The sequence below is a fragment of the Pseudomonas sp. ICMP 10191 genome, from assembly GCF_001467335.1.
Taxonomy (GTDB): Bacteria; Pseudomonadota; Gammaproteobacteria; order Pseudomonadales; family Pseudomonadaceae; genus Aquipseudomonas; species Aquipseudomonas cerasi.
The window spans coordinates 105,527-130,682 of sequence record NZ_LKGW01000057.1 but is presented as its reverse complement, the minus strand read 5'-3'; the positions used below and the strand labels follow the sequence as shown (position 1 = coordinate 130,682).

Genomic DNA, 25,156 nt, shown 5'->3' with positions numbered 1-25,156 from the left:
TTCGTGATCAGGTCATGCAATGGAAGCACAGGAAAACCATATGGAATTGCGTGACATACATTCGATAACACGCTGGGGCATTGTAGGGATTTTAAGTGCGGTTCTGCTTAGCTACAGCGGGCATTGGTGGGGCAACGCGGTCGCTCATGAAAAAGCTGAACTGGCCGCTTATAAATCCGAAGTGATCACTCAGAATGCAGAACAGGAGGCTGCTCGACAGCGAACCTATTCACTGGAGATAAGAGGTGGCGGAATTGGCATCTATGAAGATCATCAGTCTGAAATCTGGGATTTCATAAAAAAGAAAAACAATAATTTTGTCTCTATCTTTTCACGGGATCCCAAGGATTATGACCCCTCACTCGACGCTAGAGAGATCAGCGCAGATATAAAATTACAAGTCGCTTTCAAACATTCAGCGTCTGAATCCGTAGCCTATTGGCCGATTCCAGTCTTCGCGCTTGGCCCACCTAATCCATATGAAAAACCCTACAGAGCCGCAAACCTGATCAACGCCGGTCGCAATGCTGCTACTCTCGGCGTCACGCTATTCCTATGGCAGGACGATGAGAGCACGAGCAATGCTCAAGCCATGATTGAGCGACTTTTCAAGTTCTTCAACGATAATCCGCAGGTCCCACAAGCATTGATCGCAAGTCAGGACGGCGACGTCACACGAAACATTTATCGTAAACGTGGTACCCCCGGCCTGCCCAAAAATGCTCAGGTCGTACCGACCGTGTTCGAAAGCATGACAGGCCTACTTGTCACCCGTTCGGATCGTGTAGACCGGTATATTCGTCCTTATGCGATAAGCGAAAAAGAAGACAATCAAAACAAAAATACCGATCTGGGCAAACTTTGGGCTTTTTATTGGAGCCGTGATAAAGCATTTTCAGACTGGTACGAAAGCGAGGAGAACGCCAAGGGGATTGAAAGCCCCTACGCTCCAGGCACCATGTCCACCGCCTACTGGCAATCCCAACTCCCCACCCTCTGGAAAACCATAAGCAATCGCGGCCCTGGCAACTTCGAGCCCTCCCCCTGGCTACCAATCCGCTGGGGTCAGCATCAGGTCAAGGAGTTCGATGCTGCACCGGTACTCGGCTATCTGCACCGCCCGATCAAGGCGCCCATGCAGGATGAAAACGGCAAGCGTCTGAAACCGGCCTTGCAAGCCAAAGCGTTGCAAGCCGCCTGGGTGCAGGCGCTGGATACCTTGCCAGATGGTCAGAAACCTGTGCGGGTGTTCTATGACAGCACCAACAACCCGGAAGCCGAAATTGCCCTGAACAACGCCCTGCACGACCTGAACAAAGACGGCCACGGTCTTGAGCTGGGCAATGTCGAAGAGGGTTACGACATCGGTCGTCGTCTGGGCAATACCGGGGTCAGTGGTGCGCTGGTCGAGATCAATCTGGCGACGATCGCCAGTTACAAGGATGGCGGCGTCAGCGCCGTGGTCTACGCAGGCACCGATGGCAGCCTGACCGTACAAATGGTCCGCCCGCCCGATGAAGCCCGCAAAGCGAAGAACAGCCAGAACCGCAGCGCAGATCCGTTTATCTTCGGTTCGCCTTAGCGGTCACTAAACACTCTCAATCGTAAACAAGGAAGAAAATATGTATACGCATTTTTGTAGGGCCTTTGTAGGGATAAATTTAGTCGCGGCATTGATTTTAATGGGAGGCTGTACGCAGGACTCCGTATCCGCGTGTGACGAACTGATTGGCGACTACGCCGCGAAGCCTAAAAATAAGCCGAAGTTTCGTATCGAGAAGAACGGCGAGAACTTCACGCTCACGCAAAGTGACGCAGGCACCCAGGTCAGCGAGCCCCTCACCCCCTTACCCAACGCCGAAATAGTGGACATGTTTGAAGGCAAAATAGTACCGCCTCGCTGCATTCTCACCGCTGATGGTATGAAGATAATGAAGCTCCCCACTGGCAGCGGCGTTAATCCCACAGAGGAACCCGATCGGAAGCTTTCGCAGTATCCCGAGCCCACGCCATTCCTCATGGGCATATCTGCGGGAGTAGCAGCTGTACTGGGTCTTTACCCCGTACCTCACCAAGAAAAACTCAAAGATATCGACGAGGAAGATGAGGACGACGACGGTTACATTTACAGTAAATAACCTACAGTTCGTGCCGGGGAGCCAAAAGGCATGTTCATCGTCGACGGATAAGGGATACCAGAGCATCACTGCTGGAAAACAATCATGGAGCGAAAATGAACGCTGTGAATAAAGAAAGCACCCGGCACCACGTTCTGCTTGCGATTATGGGATTAGGTGTCTGGCTGCCCATTATTCTTATCGCATTGCTATTTTGTGTAGTCCGTCTGTCCACCGGTTTGGGCGAAGGAATACTGGCAGTTGCCGTTACGCTTGGTTTACTGATGAATACAGAAGTCGTAGCGACCATTATTTTCTTCATCTACGCATGCTGGGCAAAGCCATGGCGATTTTCGAAAAAATGGCGAATCAGTTTTTACATCCATGCTTTAGTCTCTGGAATGACGACACTTTTGATTATCACCTTGGAAATAGCGTTTTCCTGATCCCGCCCCTCCCCCAAAGAAAAGCCCCGACTCTCACGAGCCAGGGCTTTGTCATACCGCACAAACCACTATTCCTGAACCACCCGCACAATCCGTTGCGGCAGTGGGATCTCGATGCCTGCGTCCTTCAGGCGGTCGCGCGCTTCGATGTTGAACATCGACGTCACGTCGCCCATGTCGCCACTGCTGGTCCAGACACGTAGGGACAAGGTAATTGCGTTCTCCCCCAGTGCTGCCACCACGGCCTGTGGGGCCGGGTCCTTCAGTACGCGTGGGTCGTCTGCCATGTTCAGCAGGACCTGCAATGCTTTCCTCAAATCCGCATCGTGGCTGACGCCGATATCGAAGGTGATCTTGCGGGTTGGCTGGCGGTTAGTGTTGGTGATGATGCCGTTGGACAGGTTGCCGTTGGGAATGATCACCGTACGGTTGTCGCCGGTGCGCAGTACAGTGTGGAAGATCTGGATGTTGTCGACGGTTCCCGACACACCTTGGGCTTCAATCCAGTCACCGATACGGAATGGGCGGAACAACAGAATCAGTACGCCACCGGCGAAGTTCGCCAGGCTGCCTTGCAGGGCCAGACCGATCGCCAGACCGGCCGCACCGATCGCCGCCACGAACGAGGTGGTTTCCACGCCGATCATCGACGCGACGCTGACCACCAGCAGGATTTTCAGAATGATGTTGGCCAGGTTGCTGACAAAGCCCTGCAAGGCCAGGTCGGCGTGTCGCAAGGCCAGCAAGGCGCCCAGTTTGCCGGTCAGCCGGTTGATCAGCCACCAGCCTACGCACAATGTAACGACTGCCAGCAGCAAGCGGCTGCCGTACTCCATGATCATCGGAATCCAGGCCTGCGACGCTTGCCACAGATGACCGACTTCTGCGTTTAAATCCATCGTTATCTCCTTACTCGTCACGAACTGCGATCAAAACCACGGCAGCCTGCCGTCATTTCAATGCTCAGGGCGATTCGGACTGGCCGGGGAACGCAGGGTTCCCTGGCTTTCAATGCAACGATCAGTCGCGGAAGTTGTTGAATTGCAACGGCATGCCCGAATCGTAGGCACGCAACGCTGCGATGGCTTCTTGCAGGTCGTCGCGCTTCTTGCCGGTCACCCGCACCTGCTCGCCCTGAATGGCGGCCTGGACCTTGAGTTTGGCTTCCTTGATGTGAGCGACGATTTTCTTCGCCAGCTCCTTGTCGATGCCTTCACGCAGGATGACTTCCTGCTTCATCAATTTGCCGGAAGCATAAGCGTCCTTGATCTCGAGGCACTTCGCGTCGATCTTGCGTTTGACCAGCGCCAGCTTGAGGATTTCGATCATGGCCTCCAGCTGGAAGTCTGCTTCTGCAGTCAGCGTGACGGTCAGTTCCTTGAACTCGAACGTGCCTTTGCCTTTGAGGTCATAGCGACGGTCCAGCTCTTTGATAGCGTTGTCGACGGCATTCGTGACTTCGTGTTTATCCAATTCGGACACTACGTCGAACGAGGGCATGTATGTTCTCCAGATAAACGGCGTGCGCACAATTCGGGCACGCATGACTTGACGGTGTGAAAGAACGCTCATTATAACGAGACTTTTCCAGCGTTCACTGTGAGCCTCCATGCACATCCTTGTTTTCACCTTCTGCAGACCGCTTCAGCGCCATAACGTGCCGCTGTGATGGCGGTGACATGGCATGTTCTCGGTGCAGGCAGCCTGGGCAGTCTCTGGGCGACGCGACTGGCACGCGCGAATCTGCCGGTGCGGTTGATCCTTCGCAACGCTGATCGGCTGGCCGCCTATCAAGCCAATGGCAGCTGCGTGACGCTGGTCGAGAACGATATTGCCCATGCGTACCCGGTCGAAGCGCAGACCGCCGACCATCGACAACCCATCGAACGACTGCTGGTGACCTGCAAGGCTTACGAGGCCGAGCAGGCTGTCGCTCAGCTGGCTCCGCGACTGACGGCGCAGGCCGACGTCATCCTGTTGCAGAACGGCCTGGGCAGCCAGGACGCAGTGGCTGCGCAAATCCCCCACGCGCGCTGCCTGTTTGCCTCCAGCACCGAAGGCGCGTTTCTGGAATCGGACTGGCACGTCAGGTTCGCTGGCCATGGTTTCAACTGGCTGGGGGATGCATCCAACCCGACAGCCCCCGCGCTTCTGCAGGACTTGCACGACAGTGGCATTCCCCACCAATGGACGCCGGACATCCTGACCCGCCTGTGGCGCAAGCTGGCCCTCAACTGCGCGATCAACCCGCTGACGGTGCTGCATGACTGCCGTAATGGTGGCCTGCTCGAGCACGCCAGCGAGGTCGCCACGCTGTGCGCCGAGCTGACCGAGCTGCTGGGCCGCTGCGGCCAGCCAGCGGCCGCGCAGGAACTGCATGCCGAAGTGCTGCGGGTCATCCAGGCGACCGCCGCCAACTATTCATCCATGTATCAGGATGTGCTTCACGGACGACGCACCGAAATCAGCTATCTGCTGGGTTATGCGTGCGCAGCCGCAGCGCGTCATGGCAGCCCCGCACCGCACCTGCAGCATTTGCAGACGCGTCTGACAGCCCATCTGGCAAGCAAGGGTTTGCGTACCGACTAGCCCGCGCTACCCTGCTCGCATCACCCGTCACTGCGACTTGCCCAATGCCCTTGCGCCAACGCCTGGAAAACCTGCCAGTCGGCCAGAAACTGCTGGCCGCCCTGCTGGTCCTGATGACCACCGTACTGCTGGTCGCCAACCTGACCTTCATCAGCGCGGCCTATTACATCTCTCAGGAGGCGATGGCTCCGCAGGCCCTGCAGACCATTGGCCGGCTGATTAGCAGCGCCAACCTCAACGAACGGGCCTTGTACTCGCCTGATGAGGCGCGCGCGCTGCTCAAGGAACTGAGAAGCTACGGGCCGTTACGTGCCGCAGCCCTGTATGACAACAACGGCGAGCGGCTTGAGCAGATGCATCAGGGCGAAAGCCTTGAGCTGCCCAGACACTTCAAAGACATGGACAACTGGCGCCTGACCGAATTTCGCAGTACGCAGGTCATTACCGTACCGAAGGGCGACGAGCCGCCAGGGCATCTGTTGCTGGTTGCCAGCAGCGAGCTGCCCCCAGCGTTTTACACCGGTACGCTGACTGCCAGCCTGGGCATTCTGGTGTTCAGCGTGTTGCTATGGCTGGTGGTGGCACGGCAGATTCGGCGCCTGATTACTGAACCTATTTATCAGCTTGAAGAACTGTCCCGGCAGGTGACCCGCGAAGAGAACTACGCACTCCGCGCAGAACCCGGTAACGAGGATGAAATCGGCAGCCTGGCCGAGGCGTTCAACACCATGCTGTCGCGTATCGAAGCGCGTGAACAGCAACTCAAGCGCGCGCGGGACGACTCGCAGGAAGCCTACGATCAGGCCCAAGGGCTGGCCGAGGAGACACGCCACACCAACCGCAAGCTGGAGCTGGAAGTCCAGGTGCGCAGCAAGATCGAGAAGAAGCTAACCGGCTTCCAGAACTACCTCAACAGCATCATCGACTCGATGCCGTCGGCGATGATCGCGCTGGATGAACAGCTATACGTCACCCAGTGGAATCAGGAGGCGACGGCATTGTCCGGGACGACTCTGGACGAAGCGCTGAACCAGCCGATCTTCCTGGCCTTCGAGCCGATGCGCTCGTTTCTGCCGCAGATCAAGCACACCGTCGAGCGCCACAGCGTGACCAAGATCGAGCGCGTGACCTGGATCAAGAATGACGAGTCCCGCCACTACGCGCTGACGTTCTACCCATTGACCGGTGATGCCGGGCGCGGCGTGGTGATCCGGATCGATGACATCACCCAGCGCATATCACTGGAAGAAATGATGGTGCAGTCGGAAAAAATGTTGTCCGTCGGCGGGCTCGCAGCAGGCATGGCGCATGAGATCAACAACCCGCTGGGCGCCATTCTGCACAACGTGCAGAACATCCGCCGGCGGCTGTCCCCGGAGCTGCCGAAGAACATCGAGCAGGCCGAGGCCGACGGCGTCGATCTGGCGCAGGTCAACCATTACCTGGAAAGCCGCGAAGTGCCCAAACTGCTCGACGGCATTCAGCAGGCCGGTGCCAGGGCTGCAAAAATTGTCAGCCACATGCTCAATTTCAGCCGCCTGAGCAGTCGTCAGTTATCACCCTGCGACTTGCCTGCCTTGATCGATCAGGCCGTGGAGATCGCCAGTAACGACTTCGATCTGACCATCGGTTTCGACTTCAAGGGCCAGCACATCATCCGTCAGTTCGACCCCGAACTGGGTCCGGTGCCGTGCATTGCCAACGAGCTGGAGCAGGTGCTGCTGAACCTGCTGAAGAATGCCGCGCAGGCCATTCACCAGCGGCCGGAGAGCGAAGAGCCCGGGCGCATCACCCTGCGCACGCGCCTCAATCCGCCGTGGGCCGAGATCCAGGTCGAGGACAACGGCATCGGCATGTCGGAGAACATCCGCAAGCGTACGTTCGAGCCGTTTTTCACCACCAAGGAAATCGGCCAGGGCACCGGACTGGGCTTGTCGGTGTCCTACTTCATTGTCACCAACAACCACAAAGGCCAGATGGAGGTACATTCCTCTCTCGGCACAGGCACCTGCTTTACGCTGCGTCTACCGCTGGTGGCCAACCAGGTGAGCGTTCAGCAGCAGGTCATTTCAAAATCCTGATCAGGAATCGCATCAATGGGCTTTCGTTTGTCGAAGATTTACACGCGCACTGGCGATGCCGGTGAAACCGGTCTGGGCGATGGCCGTCGGGTCTCCAAGGATCATCCGCGCGTCGAGGCCATCGGTGAGGTCGATACGCTCAACAGCCAGCTGGGGCTATTGCTGGCAGGATTGATCGATGAAGCTCAGCGCGTCCCGGCCCTCAAGGAAGTGATCGAAGTACTTGCACCGTGTCAGCACCGTCTGTTCGATCTGGGCGGCGAACTGGCCATGCCGACCTACAAGGCGCTGAACGAAGCCGAGGTCGAGCGACTGGAGGCCGCCATCGATGTCTGGAATGACGAACTGGGGCCACTGGAGAATTTCATTTTGCCAGGCGGTTCATCGCTGATCGCCCAAGCGCACATCTGCCGCAGCCTGGCGCGCAGTGCAGAACGTCGCTGTCAGCATCTGAATGCCGTCGAGCCGCTGGAAGGCGCAGGGCTGGCGTACATCAACAGGCTGTCGGACCTGCTGTTCGTCGCTGCTCGATTGATCGCCAGACGACAGGGCATTGCCGAGATCCTTTGGCAGCCCGCGCCCAAGCCGGTTTGATGGGCATATCCATTACACGGAGCAGCACAGAAGACATCCTCACGCCAGCGGCCTGGCGTTATGTATAGGCCTTGTGGGATTGAGCGGGGCGGCGGTCCGCATCGCTCACAAAGACGTTGGTCCAGACGCCCCATTTTCAGGGGTTTTACTGGCCTCTTCGCGAGCAAGCTCACTCCCACGGCCTGCGGCCAGAATCAAGAGCAGACTTGTGTATAACGTCAGATACTCTGCGTGGGCATGCCGTTCTGGGAGCTCTGCGTCCTCTGCTGAGCGTCAGACGATCTCGTCAGGCCAGAACGCGCGAATCCCGGCCACGCCCTGTGCGCCGCTTTCCCAGGCCTGTTGACGCTCGGCAGGGCCTACGCCACCCAACAGAAAGACCGGCTTATTGAAGCCTGCAATCAGTTGCGTTGCCTGCGGCCAGCCCAGTGGCTGCGCATCCGGGTGGGTCAGGGTTGGCTGAACAGGCGACAGGGTGACGAAATCCACACCCATCTGCTCTGCCAAAGCCAGCTCTTCGGCGTTATGGCATGACGCCGCCAGCCAACGGTTCTCAGGGAACGGACGCCCGCGACTGGCGTACTTGCGCAGTTGCTCCGCCGTCAGGTGCCAACCGGCGGACGGAAAGTCGCCCAGCCACTCCAGAGGCCCTTTGAGCATGAGCTGCGCCTTGCCGGCACACAGGCCCGCCGCATCCACGGCCAGGTCACGGTACTTGGGGTCGTAACCACCCGGCGCACGCAACTGGACCAGTTTGATGCCGCCTGCGATGGCTTTCTGCATACCGCGCAACAGCTCGATATTGTCCAGCCCCTCAGGGGTGATCAGGTACTCGCCGGGCAAACGTGCCGCCGCGACGATAGGCTGATTGGCGGCCGGAAAGTCATAATTGGCCAGCTCACGCGGGCTGGCCCAGACCAGCGGCTGCCCTTCTGCACCATGCGCCAGGCCAGTGAAGGCCGAGACTTCCCAGACGTCCAGCAGCACCTGCTTGTCCGGATAGTCGTGACAAACCTTGATCAGCGGACGTGCCGCCGTCACCAGGATGCCCAGCTCTTCCTGCAGTTCACGTGCGAGCGCGTCCTGGACGGTCTCGCCCTCCTCGACCTTGCCGCCAGGAAACTCCCAGAGGCCGCCTTGATGCTGAGTGTCGGCACGTCGGGCAATCAATACGCTGCCGTCAGCGTCACGAATGACGGCGGCGGCCACATGAACTCGTTTCACGATCAGGACTCCTCCAGACCGGCCTGCTGCCAGCGTTTGAAAGCAGGCCACTGGTAAATGGTTTCGATGTACTTCAGCGCTTCTTCAGGCAACTCGACACGGTAGCTGCGCAGGCGAATGGCTACCGGGGCAAAGAACGCGTCGGCAATGCTTGGCTTGCCGAACAGAAACGGACCGCTTTCGGCCGACGCAGTGCGGCATTCGGCCCACAGTTCGACGATACGGTCGATGTCGTTCTGGGTATCGACCGGGATTACTTCCAGTGCCTGATCCTGGCGCAGGTCCATCGGCATGTTCGAACGCAGACTGACAAAGCCGCTGTGCATCTGCGCGCAGGCAGAACGTGCCTGGGCACGCGCAGCGACGTCACTCGGCCACAGGCCAGCGTCCGGAAAACGTTCGACCAGGTATTCGCAAATGGCCAGCGAATCGATGATCGTTCCGTGCTCGCACTGCAACGCAGGGACCTTGCCGGTGGGTGAATACTTGAGAATGTTCGCACGGGTGTCAGGCTGGTTCAGGCGGATGACCTGATCGGTGAACGAAGCACCGGTCATTTCCAGCACCAGCCAGGGACGCAGCGACCAGGAGGAGTAGCGTTTGTCGCCGATAATCAGGTGCAGGCTCATGGTTCAGCTCCATTGAGCCCGGCGCGAAGACAGGATGCCGGCGCGCCGGGCATTGAATCAGGTGCGATATTCCGCATTGATCTTCACGTATTCGTGAGAAAGATCGGTGGTCCAGATCGTTTCGCTGCAATTGCCGCGGCCCAGCTCGATACGGATGGTGATTTCTTCTTCGGCCATCACCGCCGAGCCCTGCTCTTCGGTGTAGGTCGTGGCGCGGCAGCCCTGGCTGGCGATGCACACGCCACTCAGGAATACGTCGATCTTGCTCACGTCCATATCCGGCACACCGGCACGGCCGACAGCCGCCAGAATACGTCCCCAGTTCGGGTCGGAGGCGAACAGCGCGGTCTTGATCAGTGGCGAGTGGGCCACGGCATAACCGACGTCCAGGCATTCCTGATGATTGCCGCCACCGTTGACTTCAACGGTCACGAACTTGGTCGCACCTTCACCGTCACGCACGATGGCCTGAGCGACTTCCATGCACACATCGAACACGGCTTTCTTCAACGCTTCGAATAGCGGGCCTTTGGCCTCGGTGATTTCCGGCAGGTCAGCCTGACCGGTGGCGATCAGCATGCAGCAATCGTTGGTCGAGGTGTCGCCATCGATGGTGATGCGGTTGAACGACTTGTTGGCGCCGTCACGAATCAGGTCCTGAAGCACGCTCTGCGCCACTTTGGCATCGGTGGCGATGTAACCGAGCATGGTCGCCATGTTCGGTCGAATCATGCCTGCGCCCTTGCTGATGCCGGTCACAGTGACGGTCACGCCGTCATGGCTAAACTGACGGCTGGCGCCCTTGGGCAGGGTGTCGGTAGTCATGATCCCGGTCGCCGCAGCGGCCCAGTTATCCACAGACAGATCATCCAGCGCAGCCTGCAGAGCGCCTTCGATCTTTTCCACTGGCAGCGGCTCGCCGATCACGCCCGTCGAGTACGGCAGCACCGCAGAAGCATCGACGCCAGTCAGTTGCGCCAGTTTCTCGCAGGTACGCCGCGCCGCCACAAGACCTGGTTCGCCTGTGCCCGCATTGGCATTACCGGTGTTGGTCAGCAAATAACGCACGGTGCCCTGAACACGCTGTTTGGCCAGAATGACCGGCGCTGCGCAGAACGCATTCAAGGTGAATACACCGGCAACGCTGGAGCCTTCGGCACAGCGCATGACCACGACATCCTTGCGCCCCGGGCGTTTGATGCCGGCAGAAGAAATGCCAAGTTCAAAACCGGGAACCGGGTGCAACGCAGGCAAAGGACCAAGACCAACAGCCATCGGGGTGCTCCTCATGGAGTGTGGCGCCGTCCGCATCGGTACGGCGATCAATGAAAAAACGCCGCGACGGGCAAGCCGGTCGCGGCGCAGGTATTACACAGTCAAAGGCTTAGTTGATCTGGCCGTGACAGTGTTTGAATTTCTTGCCCGAACCACACCAGCACAGCTCGTTGCGGCCCAGTTTCTGGTCGTTGCGAACCGGCTCGGATGCAACGGCAACAGGCGCTTCGCCACCCTCTTCGTCGAGCAGCGGCTGCTCGATACCCGGTGCAGGCGCGTGTTCGAACTGCATGCGACTGGCCAGCTCTTCGGCTTCCTGACGCAGGCGTGCTTGTTCTTCCTCTGGATCTTCGCGGCGAACCTGAACATGCGAAAGCACACGGATAGTATCGCGCTTGATCGAATCGAGCAGTTCCTGGAACAGCGTGAAGGACTCGCGCTTGTATTCCTGCTTAGGGTTCTTCTGAGCGTAACCGCGCAGGTGGATACCGTGACGCAGGTGGTCCATGGTCGACAGGTGATCTTTCCACAGGTCGTCCAGCACGCGCAGGAGGATCTGCTTCTCGAAGGAACGCAGGGCTTCGGCGCTGGCCTGGTCTTCCTTCTCGTTGTAAGCCACCAGCAGCTGCGCCATGATTTTTTCGCGCAGGCTGTCTTCGTGCAGGTTGTCGTCTTCGTCGAGCCACTGCTGGATCGGCAGTTGAACCGCGAAGTCGGTGTTGAGCGCCGATTCCAGACCGGCAACATTCCACTGCTCCGGCAGGGATTGTGGCGGAATATGCTGGCTGATCAGGTTGTTGAGCACTTCTTCACGGAAGTCAGCAATGGTCTCGCCAATGTTCTCGGCGGCCAGCAACGTGTTACGCATGTGATAAATCACTTTACGCTGTTCGTTGGCAACGTCATCGAACTCCAGCAATTGCTTGCGGATGTCGAAGTTGCGACCTTCCACCTTGCGCTGCGCTTTTTCGATGGCGTTGGTCACCATGCGATGCTCGATGGCCTCACCGGACTGCATGCCCAGCGCCTTCATGAAGTTCTTCACCCGGTCAGAGGCAAAGATGCGCATCAGGCTGTCTTCGAGCGACAAGTAGAAACGGCTGGAGCCGGTGTCGCCCTGACGGCCGGCACGACCGCGCAGCTGGTTGTCGATACGGCGCGATTCGTGGCGCTCGGAGGCGATGACGTGCAGGCCGCCCGCTTCGATCACCTGCTGATGGCGTTTCTGCCAGTCAGCCTTGATCTGCGCGATCTGCTCCGGAGTCGGGTCTTCCAGATTGGCGACCTCGACTTCCCAGTTGCCTCCCAGCAGGATGTCAGTACCACGACCGGCCATGTTGGTGGCGATGGTCAATGCACCCGGACGACCGGCCTGCGCAATGATTTCCGCTTCTTTCTCGTGGAACTTGGCGTTCAGAACCTTGTGCTCGATGCCTTCCTTGTTGAGCAGGCTGGACATGTGCTCGGAAGTTTCGATGGTCGCTGTACCCACCAGCACCGGACGGTTTTCTGCAAGGCAGGCCTTGATGTCGGTGACGATGGCGGCGTACTTCTCTTCCGCCGTCAGGTAGACGAGGTCGTTGAAGTCCTTGCGCGCCAAAGGCTTGTTAGGCGGGATGACCATCACGGCCAGGTTGTAGATCTGGTGGAATTCGAACGCTTCGGTGTCGGCCGTACCGGTCATGCCGGACAGCTTGTTGTACAGACGGAAGTAGTTCTGGAACGTGGTCGATGCCAGGGTCTGGCTTTCGGCCTGAATGTTCAGGTTTTCCTTGGCTTCGATAGCCTGATGCAGGCCCTCGGAGAGGCGACGACCCGGCATGGTACGACCGGTGTGCTCGTCAACCAGCAGCACCTGACCGTCGGAAACGATGTATTCGACGTTGCGATTGAACAGCTTATGCGCCCGCAGACCGGCATAGACGTGAGTCAGCAGGCCCAGGTTATGCGCCGAATAGAGGCTCTCGCCTTCAGCCAGCAGGCCGACTTCGGTGAGCATTTCCTCGATGAACTGGTGACCGGCTTCGTTCAGCTCGACCTGACGGGTTTTCTCGTCAACGGTGAAATGACCCGGCTTGGTGACTTCGCCTTCCACTTCCTCGATATGCTGCTCGAGCTTGGGGATCAGGCGGTTGATTTCGGTGTACAGCTTGGAGCTGTCTTCAGCCTGACCGGAGATGATCAGCGGCGTACGCGCTTCGTCGATCAGAATCGAGTCGACTTCGTCGATCACGGCGAAATTGAGTTCGCGCTGGAACTTGTCGTCCATGCTGAACGCCATGTTGTCGCGCAGGTAATCGAAACCGTACTCGTTGTTGGTGCCGTAAGTGATATCGGCAGCGTAGGCGGCGCGCTTCTCTTCCGGCGGCTGGAATGGCGTGACGATGCCTACGGTCAGGCCGAGGAATTCGTACAGCGGACGCATCCAGTTGGCATCGCGGCGAGCGAGGTAGTCGTTCACGGTAACCACGTGAACGCCCTTGCCGGACAATGCGTTGAGGTAGACAGCCAGCGTACCGACCAGGGTTTTACCTTCACCGGTACGCATTTCCGCGATCTGACCTTCGTGCAGGGTCATGCCGCCGATCAACTGTACGTCGAAGTGGCGCATGCCCATGACACGCTTACCCGCTTCACGAGCGACAGCAAAGGCTTCAGGGAGCAATTGATCGAGGGTCTCGCCTTTGGCTATGCGGGCCTTGAACTCTTCGGTCTTGGCGCGCAGTTGCTCGTCCGAAAGGGCCACCATTTGCTCTTCGAAGGCATTGACGATCTGTACCGTCTTGAGCATGCGTTTTACTTCACGCTCGTTCTTGCTTCCAAAAAGTTTTTTCAACAAAGGCGCAAACATATCGACAGGATCTTCCACACATAGGAATGGAGGGCGGCCCCGTGAGTCGCCCGTGCAGCCCAGATGGCCGCATGCGAACGAGCATTCTACCCGGAAACGATGGTGAGGAAAGTGGCGTTATTCCACGATGCTGGCACAGCGCTGTGACGGGGCAGGTTTACAATGGGGCCATTTTCAAGCACTTCAACCCGTTATCCGGGGAAGTTACTCATTGATTTGCATATGAAAGCACGGAAATGCCCTGAAAAGCAGCCGTCAGAACGCTTTCTGTTAAGATGTTCATCTTGTTACCCAGGCATCCCACCATGGCCTTTCGTCCTCTGAACGCCCGCCCGCCCGCGGTTTTGCTGCGTGAAGCCAAGCCCCTGAAGGCTATATTTCGTCACGCCGAGCGACTCAGCCACTTGCAGCGCCTGCTCGAAAGCCAGCTGCAACCAGCGGCCCGGGAGCATTGTCGCGTGGCTTCGTGGCGCGAAGGTACCTTGTTGCTGATCGTGACGGACGGTCACTGGGCCACGCGCCTGCGCTACCAGCAGAAACGCCTGCACCGGCAAATGATGGCCTTCGACGAATTCATCAACCTGACCCGCATTGTGTTCAAGGTGCAGCCGCCTGAAGCGCCACGCGGAGCTGCCACGCACACCATCGACCTGTCGGCAGTGGCTGCCGAAAACATTCAGGCCACCGCTGAAGGCATCACCGATCCGCGCTTGCGTGCCGCACTGGAAAGACTGGCCAGCCATGCAAAGGACAGGAAGTAACCCTGCCTGATCGCCGCCAGCACTGACCTCCCCTGAAAAACCCATAAAAAAAGGCCACCCGAGGGCAGCCTTTAAAGAACAAAAGGAAAGAGAGTAAAGCTTGCTTACACGGCCGCGACAGGACGCATGTAAGAAATAGGTGCCGTACTGGCATCCTCGAAAGTCACCACTTCCCAAGCGTCTTTCTGCTCGATCAACGTACGCAGCAGACGGTTGTTCAGTGCATGCCCCGATTTGAAACCCCGGAACTCACCAATCAGGCTGTTGCCCAGCAGGTAGAGGTCACCGATGGCGTCGAGGATTTTGTGTTTGACGAATTCGTCCTCGTAACGCAGGCCGTCTTCGTTCAGTACACCGTCCTTGTCGACCACGATGGCGTTTTCCACGCTGCCGCCGAGTGCGAGGTTGTGCTTGCGCAGGTACTCGATATCACTCATGAACCCGAAGGTCCGGGCACGGCTGACTTCCTTCACGAAGGAAGTACTGGAAAAGTCCACGCTTGCACTCTGGGTGCGGTCACGGAAGACGGGGTGATCGAAATCGATCTCGAAACTGACCTTGAACCCTTCGAAAGGCACAAAAGTAGCGCGTTTACCGCCCTCCTCGACTGTGACTTCACGCAGGATACGGATGAATTTCTTCGGCTCGTCCTGTTCTTCCAGGCCTGCCGATTGAATCAGGAATACGAAAGGGCCTGCGCTGCCGTCCATGATAGGAACTTCGGAGGCAGAGAGCTCGACGTAGGCGTTATCGATGCCAAGGCCAGCCATGGCCGAGAGCAAGTGTTCTACCGTGTCGACTTTGACATCACCATTGACCAGAGTGGTCGACAGAGTGGTGTCACCGACGTTTTCCGCACGCGCAGGGATCTGCACGACGGGGTCAAGGTCAGCTCGGCAAAACACAATGCCGGTATTCACAGGTGCGGGCTTGAGGGTCAGGTAAACCTTCTCCCCGGAGTGCAGGCCTACACCTGTGGCACGGATAATATTTTTCAGGGTGCGTTGTTTTATCATGGCATGGGCCGCTTCAGCGCAAGTTGCGAACTGGTATCAACAAAGGCTGGCGATGATAGCAGACCATGCCTTTGCTGAACACCAATCACCCTAATACCCCTGATACATTTCATCAATCGGCCTGACGACGCAGGAAAGCCGGGATGTCCAGGTAATCGAGATCATCGTTTGGATTCATCTTCGCCGCTGCTGTAGCGCCTGCGTGTGCCTGATTGCGCATCACGGTAGGACGATCCAGGTCACGGTAGTTGACCGACGGTGCTTCCTGACGGGACGCCTGCTGCGCAGGAGCCTGCTGGGTGGTCTGCAGCGTGTTGTCGATAACCTTGACAGGTTTCTCGATTTTCGCGCCCAGGCCGGTGGCAACCACGGTCACGTGCAACTCGTCACGCATGTCCGGATCGATAACGGTACCGACCTTGACCATCGCGTGCTCGGAAGCGAACGCTTCGATGATGCTACCCACGTCCGAGTACTCACCCAGAGACAGGTCAGGACCGGCAGTGATGTTGACCAGGATGCCGCGAGCGCCCTGCAGGTTGACGTCTTCGAGCAACGGGTTGCGGATCGCCGCTTCGGTCGCTTCACGTGCACGGTTAGGACCGCTGGCGCAGCCAGTGCCCATCATCGCCATGCCCATTTCGCTCATCACGGTACGCACGTCGGCGAAGTCGACGTTGATCATGCCCGGACGCTTGATGATGTCGGAGATACCGCGAACGGCACCGGCCAGTACATCGTCAGCCTTGGCGAAAGCCGACAGCAGGCTGGCGTCTTTACCGAGGATGGTCAGCAGCTTCTCGTTGGGAATGGTGATCAACGAGTCGACGCTTTCGGACAGCATGCGGATGCCTTCATCGGCGATCTGCATACGCTTGCGACCTTCGAACGGGAACGGACGGGTCACGACTGCGACCGTCAGAATGCCCATTTCCTTGGCCACTTCAGCAATGATCGGTGCTGCACCGGTACCGGTACCGCCGCCCATGCCAGTGGTGATGAAAACCATGTTGGTGCCCTGCAGAACTTCTGCAATGCGCTCACGATCTTCCAGTGCGGCCTGACGACCGACTTCAGGGTTGGCGCCAGCGCCAAGGCCCTTGGTCACGCCGGTACCCAGCTGCAGAATGGTCCGCGCGCCGATGTTTTTCAGCGCCTGAGCGTCGGTGTTGGCGCAGATGAATTCCACGCCTTCGATGTTGCTCTTGACCATGTGATTGACAGCGTTGCCGCCACCACCGCCTACGCCGATAACCTTGATAACCGGGCTTTGCGGGACGTTGTCTACGAGTTCGAACATTTTCTCTCTCCTTCCGCTTTCTAGTTAGTTTTGCCTACTGCCTGCCGATACTGCTGGTGAAGCCCTGAATCTGAAGCTGTGAAACCGTTGAACGTTGAAACTTAGAAATTGCCCTGCACCCAACGCTTGATACGCTCAAGCACCGGTGCCTTGGTTTCGTCGCTGTAGCTGCTGTTGCCGACAATCCCGGACAGCGAAATGCCATCCGATTGTTTTTGCAGCCCGTACATCAACAGGCCTACGCCGGTTGAGTAAATCGGGTTGCGGACGACATCAGCGAGCCCTTTGACGCTGTGCGGTACGCCCAAGCGCACCGGCATGTGGAAGATTTCCTCGGCCAGTTCGACCGCACCTTCCATTTTCGCTGTGCCCCCGGTCAGCACGATGCCGGCCGGGATCAGGTCTTCGTAGCCGCTGCGGCGCAGTTCGGCCTGGATCAGGGTGAACAGCTCGTCGTAACGAGGCTCGACCACTTCGGCCAGGGCCTGACGCGACAGCTCGCGAGGTGGACGGTCGCCCACGCTCGGCACTTTGATGGTTTCGCCTGCACCGGCCAGCTTGGCCAGCGCACAGGCATAACGAATCTTGATTTCTTCGGCGTACTGGGTCGGAGTGCGCAACGCCATGGCGATGTCGTTGGTCACCTGATCACCCGCAATCGGGATGACCGCCGTGTGGCGAATGGCACCCTCGGTGAAGATCGCGATGTCGGTGGTGCCGCCACCGATGTCCACCAGGCAGACACCCAGTTCTTTCTCGTCATCGGTCAGCACGGAATACGCCGAGGCCAACTGTTCGAGAATGATGTCGTCGACTTCCAGCCCGCAGCGACGTACGCACTTCTCGATGTTCTGCGCCGCGTTCACCGCACAGGTCACCACATGAACCTTGGCTTCCAGACGTACGCCGGACATGCCCAGGGGCTCACGCACGCCTTCCTGGTTATCGATCACGTAATCCTGAGGCAAGGTGTGCAGCACGCGCTGGTCGGCAGGAATGGCCACCGCCTGAGCAGCATCGAGCACACGCTCCAGATCCGCAGAGCTGACTTCGCGATCACGAATCGCCACGATGCCGTGTGAGTTCAGGCTGCGAATGTGGCTGCCTGCCACACCAACAAATGCCGAGTGGATACGGCAGCCGGCCATCAGCTGCGCTTCTTCGATTGCGCGCTGGATCGACTGCACGGTCGATTCGATATTCACCACCACGCCCTTCTTCAGGCCGCGGGAGGGATGGGTACCGATACCCACGATTTCCAGCGAGCCATCGGCCGCGACTTCGCCTACCAGTGCCACCACCTTGGAGGTACCGATATCCAGCCCGACGATCATTTTGCCGCTTTGCACATTTGCCATGGTCCTGCCTCTTATCAATTCTTCGCGACGGCGGGTTTTTCCGTCGCCGGCGCTGCCTGTTCGCGCCAACCGACCGCAAGGCCGTTGGAGTAACGCAAGTCGACGCGCGCGATATTCGTTATTTGGTCTTTCAGCGTTTTGTCGTAAATCGCGATGAAGCGGCGCATTTTTTCGACAAGGTGGTCGCGTCCAAGCAACAACTCGATACCCGGGCCAGCACTACCGGCACCTGTCGTCAGGAACCAGCTGCCACGCTCGCGCAGCTCCAGGCGCACGATGGAGAAGCCCAGCGGGCGCAACATCTGACTCAACACCTGATACTGCTGCATCACCTGCTGCTGGGCCCGCTGCGGGCCGAACAACTGGGGAAGATGTTCGTAATTGGACAGTTCACGCGGTGTGAAAGCCTGCCCCTGGTTATTCAACAGCGCTTCATCGCCCCAACGGGCAACCGGCAACTGCTCTTCAAGACGAATCACGACCTGATCCGGCCATACACGGCGGACCTCGGCGTGTGCGATCCAAGGCATCTGCTCAAGCTCGGTGCGCATGGCAGCCAGATCGATCTTGAAAAAGCTCGACGCCACATAAGGCGCAATCCGCTGCTGCACAGCCTGCTGACTGATGTAACTCAAATCGCCCTGCACGTTGATGCGGGTGATCGGGCGGTCGGCGTACGGCAGCAGACGCTGTGCTGCCTCATAAGTACCGAAGCCCAGAACCACCAACAGCACAGGCCAGAGCAAACGCTTCAGAAAACTGAAGTTGGCCTTGGGCAGGCGCGCCGACAAGGGCTCCTTGGCCACCATACGGCTGGCGCCGCGCGGCACCGGCTTGTTGCGGCCGGGAGCAGGTGGCTGAGGACGTGTCGACGCGCCGTACATGCCTTAACCTCTCGCCTGAACGCTGTCGGCCAGAATCGCCAACACCAGTTGTTGAAAATCCAGACCTGCCGCACGGGCCGCCATAGGCACCAGACTGTGATCGGTCATGCCGGGTACAGTATTGACTTCCAGTAACCAGAACTTGCCTTGTGCGTCCTGCATGACATCCGTGCGCGCCCACCCTGCAATGCCGATGGCTTCGCAAGCACGTGCTGCAAGTTGTTTGAGTTCCTGTTCCTGCGCATCGCCAAGTCCGCACGGAATCCGATACTGGGTATCGGACGCCAGGTACTTGGCATCGTAATCATAAAAACTATGAGGAGTGCCCAGGCCGATGGGAGGCAACACCTGGCCACGCAGAGACGCCACAGTGAACTCAGGTCCCTGAATCCACTGTTCGACTAATACTTGCGAATCGTAGGTACTGGCGGCTTTCCAGGCGGCGATCAATTCATCGACGCTGTTCACCTTTGCCATACCGATACTTGAACCTTCATGGGCCGGTTTGACGATCAAAGGCAGGCCCAGTTCCGTCACGGCGCAAATACAATCACTCTCGTTTTCAAGAACGGCATGCAGCGGTGTGGCGAGGCCGAGACTCTGCCAGACCTGCTTGGTGCGCAACTTGTCCATCGCCAGGGCAGAAGCCAGTACGCCACTGCCGGTATAAGGGATTTCCAGGCATTCCAGCAGGCCTTGCATGGTGCCGTCTTCACCGCCACGTCCGTGCAGAACGATAAAGGCACGGTCGATTTTCTCGCTGACCAGTCGCTGCAGAAAGTCATCGCCCACATCGATGCCGAACGCATCCACGCCAGCCTCGAGCAACGCACCGAGCACGGCATTACCCGAGTTCAGCGAGACCGCCCGCTCGGCACTCTTGCCACCGAAGAGTACGGCGACACGGCCGAAGCTTTTCGGCTCGAGTGTCGAGCGCAGGGACGACTGGGCGACGGCTGTCATTTCAGCTTCCCTTCGGTGGGGGCCACTTTGGCACCGGCGAACAGTGGGCTTTTCAGCAGCTGTGGCGCAAGACCACCGATGTCGCCAGCGCCCTGACACAACAGGATGTCGCCGGCACGCAACAGCGGCTTGACCAACGGCGCCAGCTCGACACCACGCTCGATGTAGATCGGGTCCAGCTGGCCACGCTGACGAATGCTGTGGCACAGGTTGCGGCTGTCCGCACCAGGAATCGGTTCTTCACCGGCCGGGTAGACTTCCATCAGCAGCAGCACATTGGCGTCCGCCAGCACCTGCACGAAATCGTCGTACAGGTCACGGGTGCGACTGAAACGGTGTGGCTGGTAGACCATCACCAGACGACGGTCAGGCCAGCCGCCACGCACAGCGTTGATAACGGCAGCGACTTCGCGCGGATGGTGACCGTAGTCATCGACCAGCATCACGTTGCCGCCGTCAACCGGCAGCTCGCCGTAGACCTGGAAGCGCCGACCGACGCCCTGGAACCCGGAAAGGCCCTGAACGATGGCCTCGTCGCTGACGCCCTCGTCGGTGGCGATGGCGATGGTCGCCAGCGAGTTGAGTACGTTGTGATTGCCGGGCATGTTCACCGACACATCCAGCGGCTCGCGGTCGCGGCGCAGTACGGTGAAGAATGTCAGCATGCCGTCCTGACGCACATTGATTGCACGTATATCGGCAGACTCGCTGAAGCCATAGGTCAGCGTCGGACGCTTGACCAGCGGCAGAATTTCACGCACCACCGGATCGTCGATGCACATCACCGCCAGCCCATAGAACGGCAGGTTGTGCAGGAACTCGACAAAGGTCTTCTTCAGTTTGTTGAAGTCGCCTTCGTAGGTCGCCATGTGATCGGCGTCGATATTGGTGACCACAGCGACCAGAGGCTGCAGGTGCAGGAAGCTGGCGTCGCTCTCATCAGCTTCGGCGATCAGGTAGCGGCTGGTGCCCAGCTGCGCATTGGTGCCCGCCGCGTTGAGACGGCCGCCAATCACGAAGGTCGGGTCCAGGCCGCCGGCAGCGAATACCGAAGCGATCAGGCTGGTGGTGGTGGTCTTGCCGTGCGTACCGGCAACGGCGATGCCGTGGCGATAACGCATCAGCTCGGCGAGCATCTCGGCACGCGGTACGACCGGAATGCGGCGCTCCAGCGCGGTGGCCACTTCCGGGTTGGAGGTGTTGACGGCACTGGACACTACCAGCACGTCGGCACCGATGGTGTTCTCGGCACGATGGCCGATAAAAATCTGTGCGCCGAACGATTCCAGGCGCTCGGTCACGGCCGAGCCCTTCAGGTCGGAGCCCGAGACTTCGTAACCCAGGTTCAACAACACCTCGGCGATCCCGCACATGCCGACACCACCGATACCGACGAAGTGGATACGACGGATACGGCGCATTTCAGGTTGTGGCATGGCGCGTTGATTCTCAACCATGGGCCACCTCCACACAGACGTTGACGACAGTGCTGGTTGCATCAGGCATGGCCAGGCTGCGTGCAGTGCGGGCCATGCTGTTCAATTGTTCGGGTTGCATCAAAACCTCTTTCAGGCGTGCTGCCATCTCGGCGGCGCCAGTTGTCGCTTGCGGCATGACGAAGGCTGCGCCTTCGCGAGCCAGATAATCAGCGTTACGTGACTGATGGTCATCAATCGCGTGGGGCAGCGGTATCAGCAACGACGGCAGACCGGCGGCGGCCAGTTCGCTGATGGTCAATGCGCCTGCGCGGCAGACCACCAGATCGGCCCAGCCATAGGCTTGGGCCATGTTCTGTATGAATGGCGCAACCTGCGCCTCGACGCCCACGTTGCGATAGCGCTCGGCGGTGACTGCGTCATGATTCTTGCCCGACTGATGAAACACTTCGGGCTGGATGTCCTGAGGCAGCTGGGACAGCGCCTCGGGCAGCAGTTTGTTCAACGGCTCCGCGCCCAGGCTGCCGCCCAGTACCAGCAGACGAGCCTTGCGTCCGGCCAGAGCCTGACGCGGTGTTTCCAGAAACAGCTCGACACGCACCGGGTTGCCGGTGGTGCGACGCTTGGATGAATCCGCAAAGGTGTTCGGGAACGCTTCGCACACCCGGCTGGCGAACGAGGCCAGACTGCGGTTGGCGGTACCGGCAACGGCATTCTGCTCGTGAATGATCAACGGTACGCCTGCCAGCTTCGCCGCCAGACCGCCAGGGCCGGTGACGTAGCCACCGAAGCCGACCACACAGACCGGTTTCACCTCACGCACAACCTTGCGTGCCTGCATCAGGGCCTTGAGCAACATGAACGGCGCCTTGAGCAGCGACAAGCGGCCCTTGCCACGCAGACCGGTAACGTTGATCAGGTGCAGCGTCAGACCGGCCTGCGGCACCAGTTCGTTTTCGATACCACGCGGCGTGCCCAGCCAATGGACCTTGTAGCCGCGTGCCTGGAACTCGCGCGCACAGGCCAGCGCCGGGAATACATGCCCGCCGGTCCCGCCTGCCATGATCAGCACGTTAGCGTCCATGCGGTGTGTCCTCGGCGAAGTCGCTTTCCTTGAACTCGGCTTCTTCACTGCCCATGTTGTTGCGCGATTCCCACTCGATGCGCAGCAGCAGCCCGAGGCTCGCGCAGCAGATCACCAGCGAGCTGCCGCCGTAGCTGAGGAACGGCAGGGTCAGCCCCTTGGTAGGCAGCAGACCGACGTTCACACCGATGTTGATCAGGAACTGACCGATCCACAGGAACGAAAGGCCGTAGGCCACATAGGCACCGAAGAACTGCTTGGCGCGCTCGGCCCACATGCCGATGTACATGCCGCGAATACTGACGAACAGGAACAGTGCGACGGTGATCAGCGAACCCACCACGCCCAGCTCTTCTGCAAGTACCGAGAACACGAAGTCGGTGTGCGCTTCCGGCAGATAGAACTGCTTCTGCACACTGTTGCCCAGTCCGACGCCGAACCACTCGCCGCGACCGAAGGCGATCAGTGCCTGGGTCAATTGATAGCCGGAACCGAACTGGTCGGCCCACGGATCGGTAAAGTTGGTCAGACGCGCCATCCGGTAAGGTTGGGCCTGGACCAGCACAACCACAGAAGCGACCGCCAGCACCACCATCAGCGAGAAGCGGAACAGGCCGACACCGCCGAGAAACAGCATGGCTGCCGCCGAGCCCATCATTACCACGGTCGCACCGAAGTCAGGTTCCATGAGCAGCAGACCGGCCATCGGCAGCAGCACGATGAACGGCTTGAAAAAGCCCATCCAGCTTTCGCGAACTTCCTGCTGCTGACGAATCAGGTAGCCGGCAAGGAAGATCACCACGAATACCTTGGCGATTTCCGACGGCTGCACGTTGAACGCGCCGAAACCGATCCAGCGCATCGAACCGTTTACCTCGCGCCCGATTCCCGGCACCAGTACCAGCAGCAACAGGCCGAACGCGCCAAGCAGCATCATCCAGCCCAGGCGTTGCCAGGTGGCGACCGGAATCATCATGGTCACGCCACAGGCACCCAGACCGATCAGCAGATAAACCAGGTGACGGGTCATCATGTACAGCGTGTTACCGGACTGTACGGCGGCAACTTCCGACGAGGCCGAGGTAATCATCACCAGGCCAAGGCCGAGCAGCGCCAGGCAGCCGACCAGCATCGGGAAGTCCAGGTCGATGCCTCGCCCACTGATCAGTGGCGATGGATAAGGCTTGATCACACCGAAGATCATGACAAGCACTCCACTGCCTGCGCGAACACACGTCCGCGCTCTTCATAATTCTTGAACATGTCCAGACTGGCGCATGCAGGAGAAAGCAATACGGCATCGCCACGCTGAGCCAGTTTTGCGCTGTGCTCGACAGCCGCCTGGACGGTGTCGACATGCACCAGCGGGACAGCGTCGCCCAATGCCTGGGCAATAAGCTGGGCATCACGCCCGAGCAAGACCGCCGCGCGGCAATGCTCGGCGACTGGCGCGCGCAAACCGCTGAAATCAGCGCCTTTGCCATCGCCGCCGGCGATCAGCACCAGCTTGCCGTCGATATCCGAGCCCAGCCCTTCGATGGCAGCCAGCGCGGCACCCACGTTGGTGGCTTTGGAGTCGTTGTAGTAATGAACGCCTTCGTGCTCGCGCAGCCACTGGCAGCGATGCTCCAGACCAGTGAACTCGCGCAGGCTGGCGAGCATGGCGTCGAACGGCAGGCCGACCGCATGCCCCAGGGCCAGGGCGGCAAGCGCGTTGGACTGATTGTGCGCACCACGCACTTTCAGCTCACGTACCGGCATGAGGTTTTCAAACTGGAACGCCAGGTACTTTTCGCCGTTCTCTTCACGCAGGCCGAAACCATGGAAGTCGGGCTTGTTGAGGCCGAATGTCCAGCACGGCAGGCCTTCGCCAATCAACGGACGGGAGAGCGCATCCTGACGGTTGACCACCACCTGCCGCGCGCCACGGAAAATCCGGTGCTTGGCCAGGTGGTAGGCAGGCAGGCCGCTGTAACGGTCCATGTGGTCTTCACTGATATTCAGCACGGTCGCCACTTCGGCATTGAGCTGGTCAGTGGTTTCGAGCTGAAAGCTGGAAAGCTCCATCACGTACAGCTCGACGTCGTCGCTGAGCAGGTCCAGCGCCGGAGTGCCTAGATTGCCGCCCACCGCCACACGCTTTCCAGCGGCAGCAGCCATTTCGCCGACCAGTGTCGTCACGGTGCTTTTCGCATTCGAGCCGGTAATGGCAATCACCGGCGCCTTCGCGTGACGCGCGAACAGTTCGATGTCGCCCGACAGTTTGACGCCACGTGCGTGAGCCTGCTGCAGGGCCGGGGTCGCCAGGGCCAGACCGGGGCTGACGTACAGCTCATCGGCACGGCAGAGGAAATCCACGTCCAGCTCGCCACAACGCACTTCCACCTGCGGATAGTCGCGACGCAAGGTCGCCAGCTCAGGAGGATTCTCCCGCGTGTCGGCCACGGCAAAGGACACGCCCTGGTTCGCCAGGAAGCGAACCAGAGACATGCCGCTTTTGCCTAGACCCACGACAATGCGGAAGCGGTCGGAAACGATCAGGGACACT

22 protein-coding genes are annotated in these 25,156 nt (G+C 59.2%); 7 read left to right on the top strand and 15 right to left on the bottom strand.

The features are described 5' to 3' along the window. Positions 1-40: 40 nt before the first annotated feature. The 3 genes from AO388_RS27180 to AO388_RS06385 all read left to right on the top strand — a co-directional run bounded on the left by AO388_RS27180 (position 41) and on the right by AO388_RS06385 (position 2,563). Positions 41-1,582 carry a type VI lipase adapter Tla3 domain-containing protein gene (locus AO388_RS27180; RefSeq protein ID WP_083515775.1) on the top strand — a complete coding sequence of 514 codons (1,542 nt, stop codon included), beginning with the start codon at positions 41-43 and terminating at the stop codon, positions 1,580-1,582. 40 nt (positions 1,583-1,622) lie between these two features. Continuing rightward, positions 1,623-2,138 carry a hypothetical protein gene (locus tag AO388_RS06390; protein ID WP_058416198.1) on the top strand — a complete coding sequence of 172 codons (516 nt, stop codon included), beginning with the start codon at positions 1,623-1,625 and terminating at the stop codon, positions 2,136-2,138. Between the two features lie 95 nt (positions 2,139-2,233). After that, complete coding sequence (locus AO388_RS06385; RefSeq protein ID WP_058416197.1) at positions 2,234-2,563, top strand: hypothetical protein; 330 nt, start codon at positions 2,234-2,236, stop codon at positions 2,561-2,563. A gap of 68 nt (positions 2,564-2,631) precedes the next feature. Here the strand turns inward: AO388_RS06385 and AO388_RS06380 are convergent, their stop codons facing one another. Then, a complete protein-coding gene (locus AO388_RS06380) occupies positions 2,632-3,462 on the bottom strand; it encodes a mechanosensitive ion channel family protein (RefSeq protein ID WP_058416196.1) in 831 nt (276 codons plus the stop codon). Between the two features lie 121 nt (positions 3,463-3,583). Further along, positions 3,584-4,063: a YajQ family cyclic di-GMP-binding protein gene (locus AO388_RS06375; RefSeq protein ID WP_003304827.1), complete on the bottom strand. Its 480-nt coding sequence runs from the start codon at positions 4,061-4,063 to the stop codon at positions 3,584-3,586. Positions 4,064-4,231: 168 nt separating this feature from the next. Between AO388_RS06375 and AO388_RS06370 the strand changes: the two genes are divergently transcribed. Genes AO388_RS06370 through AO388_RS06360 form a run of 3 tightly spaced genes read left to right on the top strand, consistent with a single transcriptional unit; the run spans position 4,232 to position 7,827 of the window. Further along, a complete protein-coding gene (locus tag AO388_RS06370; protein ID WP_058416195.1) occupies positions 4,232-5,152 on the top strand; it encodes a putative 2-dehydropantoate 2-reductase in 921 nt (306 codons plus the stop codon). Positions 5,153-5,196: 44 nt separating this feature from the next. Beyond that, positions 5,197-7,233, top strand: a complete 2,037-nt coding sequence (locus AO388_RS06365; protein WP_003363997.1) for a sensor histidine kinase — start codon at positions 5,197-5,199, stop codon at positions 7,231-7,233. A gap of 15 nt (positions 7,234-7,248) precedes the next feature. After that, positions 7,249-7,827, top strand: coding sequence for a cob(I)yrinic acid a,c-diamide adenosyltransferase (locus tag AO388_RS06360; RefSeq protein ID WP_003363999.1), 579 nt, complete (start codon positions 7,249-7,251; stop codon positions 7,825-7,827). Between the two features lie 273 nt (positions 7,828-8,100). On the opposite strand, the gene AO388_RS06355 is transcribed toward AO388_RS06360, so the two are convergent. The 4 genes from AO388_RS06355 to secA form a co-directional block, all read right to left on the bottom strand. After that, the gene (locus AO388_RS06355) at positions 8,101-9,051 is read right to left on the bottom strand and encodes a Nudix family hydrolase (RefSeq protein ID WP_058397315.1); all 951 of its coding nucleotides are present in this window, start codon (positions 9,049-9,051) and stop codon (positions 8,101-8,103) included. Positions 9,052-9,053: 2 nt separating this feature from the next. Next, a complete protein-coding gene (locus AO388_RS06350) occupies positions 9,054-9,680 on the bottom strand; it encodes a glutathione S-transferase family protein (RefSeq protein ID WP_058397316.1) in 627 nt (208 codons plus the stop codon). 57 nt (positions 9,681-9,737) lie between these two features. Further along, on the bottom strand, positions 9,738-10,955 hold the full coding sequence (gene argJ, locus AO388_RS06345; protein ID WP_003431450.1) for a bifunctional glutamate N-acetyltransferase/amino-acid acetyltransferase ArgJ: 1,218 nt from the start codon (positions 10,953-10,955) through the stop codon (positions 9,738-9,740). 109 nt (positions 10,956-11,064) lie between these two features. After that, positions 11,065-13,806: a preprotein translocase subunit SecA gene (gene secA, locus AO388_RS06340; protein WP_058416194.1), complete on the bottom strand. Its 2,742-nt coding sequence runs from the start codon at positions 13,804-13,806 to the stop codon at positions 11,065-11,067. Between the two features lie 305 nt (positions 13,807-14,111). On the opposite strand from secA, the gene AO388_RS06335 reads away from it, so the two are divergent. After that, a complete protein-coding gene (locus tag AO388_RS06335) occupies positions 14,112-14,567 on the top strand; it encodes a DUF721 domain-containing protein (protein ID WP_003313540.1) in 456 nt (151 codons plus the stop codon). A 104-nt stretch (positions 14,568-14,671) separates the two neighbouring features. On the opposite strand, the gene lpxC is transcribed toward AO388_RS06335, so the two are convergent. The 9 genes from lpxC to murD all read right to left on the bottom strand — a co-directional run bounded on the left by lpxC (position 14,672) and on the right by murD (position 25,155). Continuing rightward, positions 14,672-15,583 (bottom strand): UDP-3-O-acyl-N-acetylglucosamine deacetylase, encoded by a 912-nt coding sequence (gene lpxC / locus AO388_RS06330; RefSeq protein WP_003364012.1) that lies wholly within the window; start codon positions 15,581-15,583, stop codon positions 14,672-14,674. 112 nt (positions 15,584-15,695) lie between these two features. Next, positions 15,696-16,883 carry a cell division protein FtsZ gene (gene ftsZ / locus AO388_RS06325; RefSeq protein WP_002555041.1) on the bottom strand — a complete coding sequence of 396 codons (1,188 nt, stop codon included), beginning with the start codon at positions 16,881-16,883 and terminating at the stop codon, positions 15,696-15,698. A gap of 101 nt (positions 16,884-16,984) precedes the next feature. After that, positions 16,985-18,241: a cell division protein FtsA gene (ftsA, locus tag AO388_RS06320; protein WP_003364017.1), complete on the bottom strand. Its 1,257-nt coding sequence runs from the start codon at positions 18,239-18,241 to the stop codon at positions 16,985-16,987. 14 nt (positions 18,242-18,255) lie between these two features. Continuing rightward, a complete protein-coding gene (locus tag AO388_RS06315) occupies positions 18,256-19,125 on the bottom strand; it encodes a cell division protein FtsQ/DivIB (protein WP_003364019.1) in 870 nt (289 codons plus the stop codon). Between the two features lie 3 nt (positions 19,126-19,128). Then, positions 19,129-20,088 carry a D-alanine--D-alanine ligase gene (locus AO388_RS06310; RefSeq protein ID WP_003431456.1) on the bottom strand — a complete coding sequence of 320 codons (960 nt, stop codon included), beginning with the start codon at positions 20,086-20,088 and terminating at the stop codon, positions 19,129-19,131. Next, positions 20,085-21,545 (bottom strand): UDP-N-acetylmuramate--L-alanine ligase, encoded by a 1,461-nt coding sequence (murC, locus tag AO388_RS06305; protein ID WP_003431458.1) that lies wholly within the window; start codon positions 21,543-21,545, stop codon positions 20,085-20,087. The genes AO388_RS06310 and murC overlap by 4 nt, the downstream gene beginning before the upstream one ends. Continuing rightward, positions 21,538-22,608 carry an undecaprenyldiphospho-muramoylpentapeptide beta-N-acetylglucosaminyltransferase gene (gene murG, locus AO388_RS06300; RefSeq protein WP_003431460.1) on the bottom strand — a complete coding sequence of 357 codons (1,071 nt, stop codon included), beginning with the start codon at positions 22,606-22,608 and terminating at the stop codon, positions 21,538-21,540. The genes murC and murG overlap by 8 nt, the downstream gene beginning before the upstream one ends. Beyond that, complete coding sequence (gene ftsW / locus AO388_RS06295; RefSeq protein WP_003431463.1) at positions 22,598-23,812, bottom strand: putative lipid II flippase FtsW; 1,215 nt, start codon at positions 23,810-23,812, stop codon at positions 22,598-22,600. Before ftsW ends, murG begins: the two co-directional genes overlap by 11 nt. Further along, complete coding sequence (gene murD / locus AO388_RS06290; RefSeq protein ID WP_044308992.1) at positions 23,809-25,155, bottom strand: UDP-N-acetylmuramoyl-L-alanine--D-glutamate ligase; 1,347 nt, start codon at positions 25,153-25,155, stop codon at positions 23,809-23,811. The genes ftsW and murD overlap by 4 nt, the downstream gene beginning before the upstream one ends. Position 25,156 lies beyond the last annotated feature (1 nt).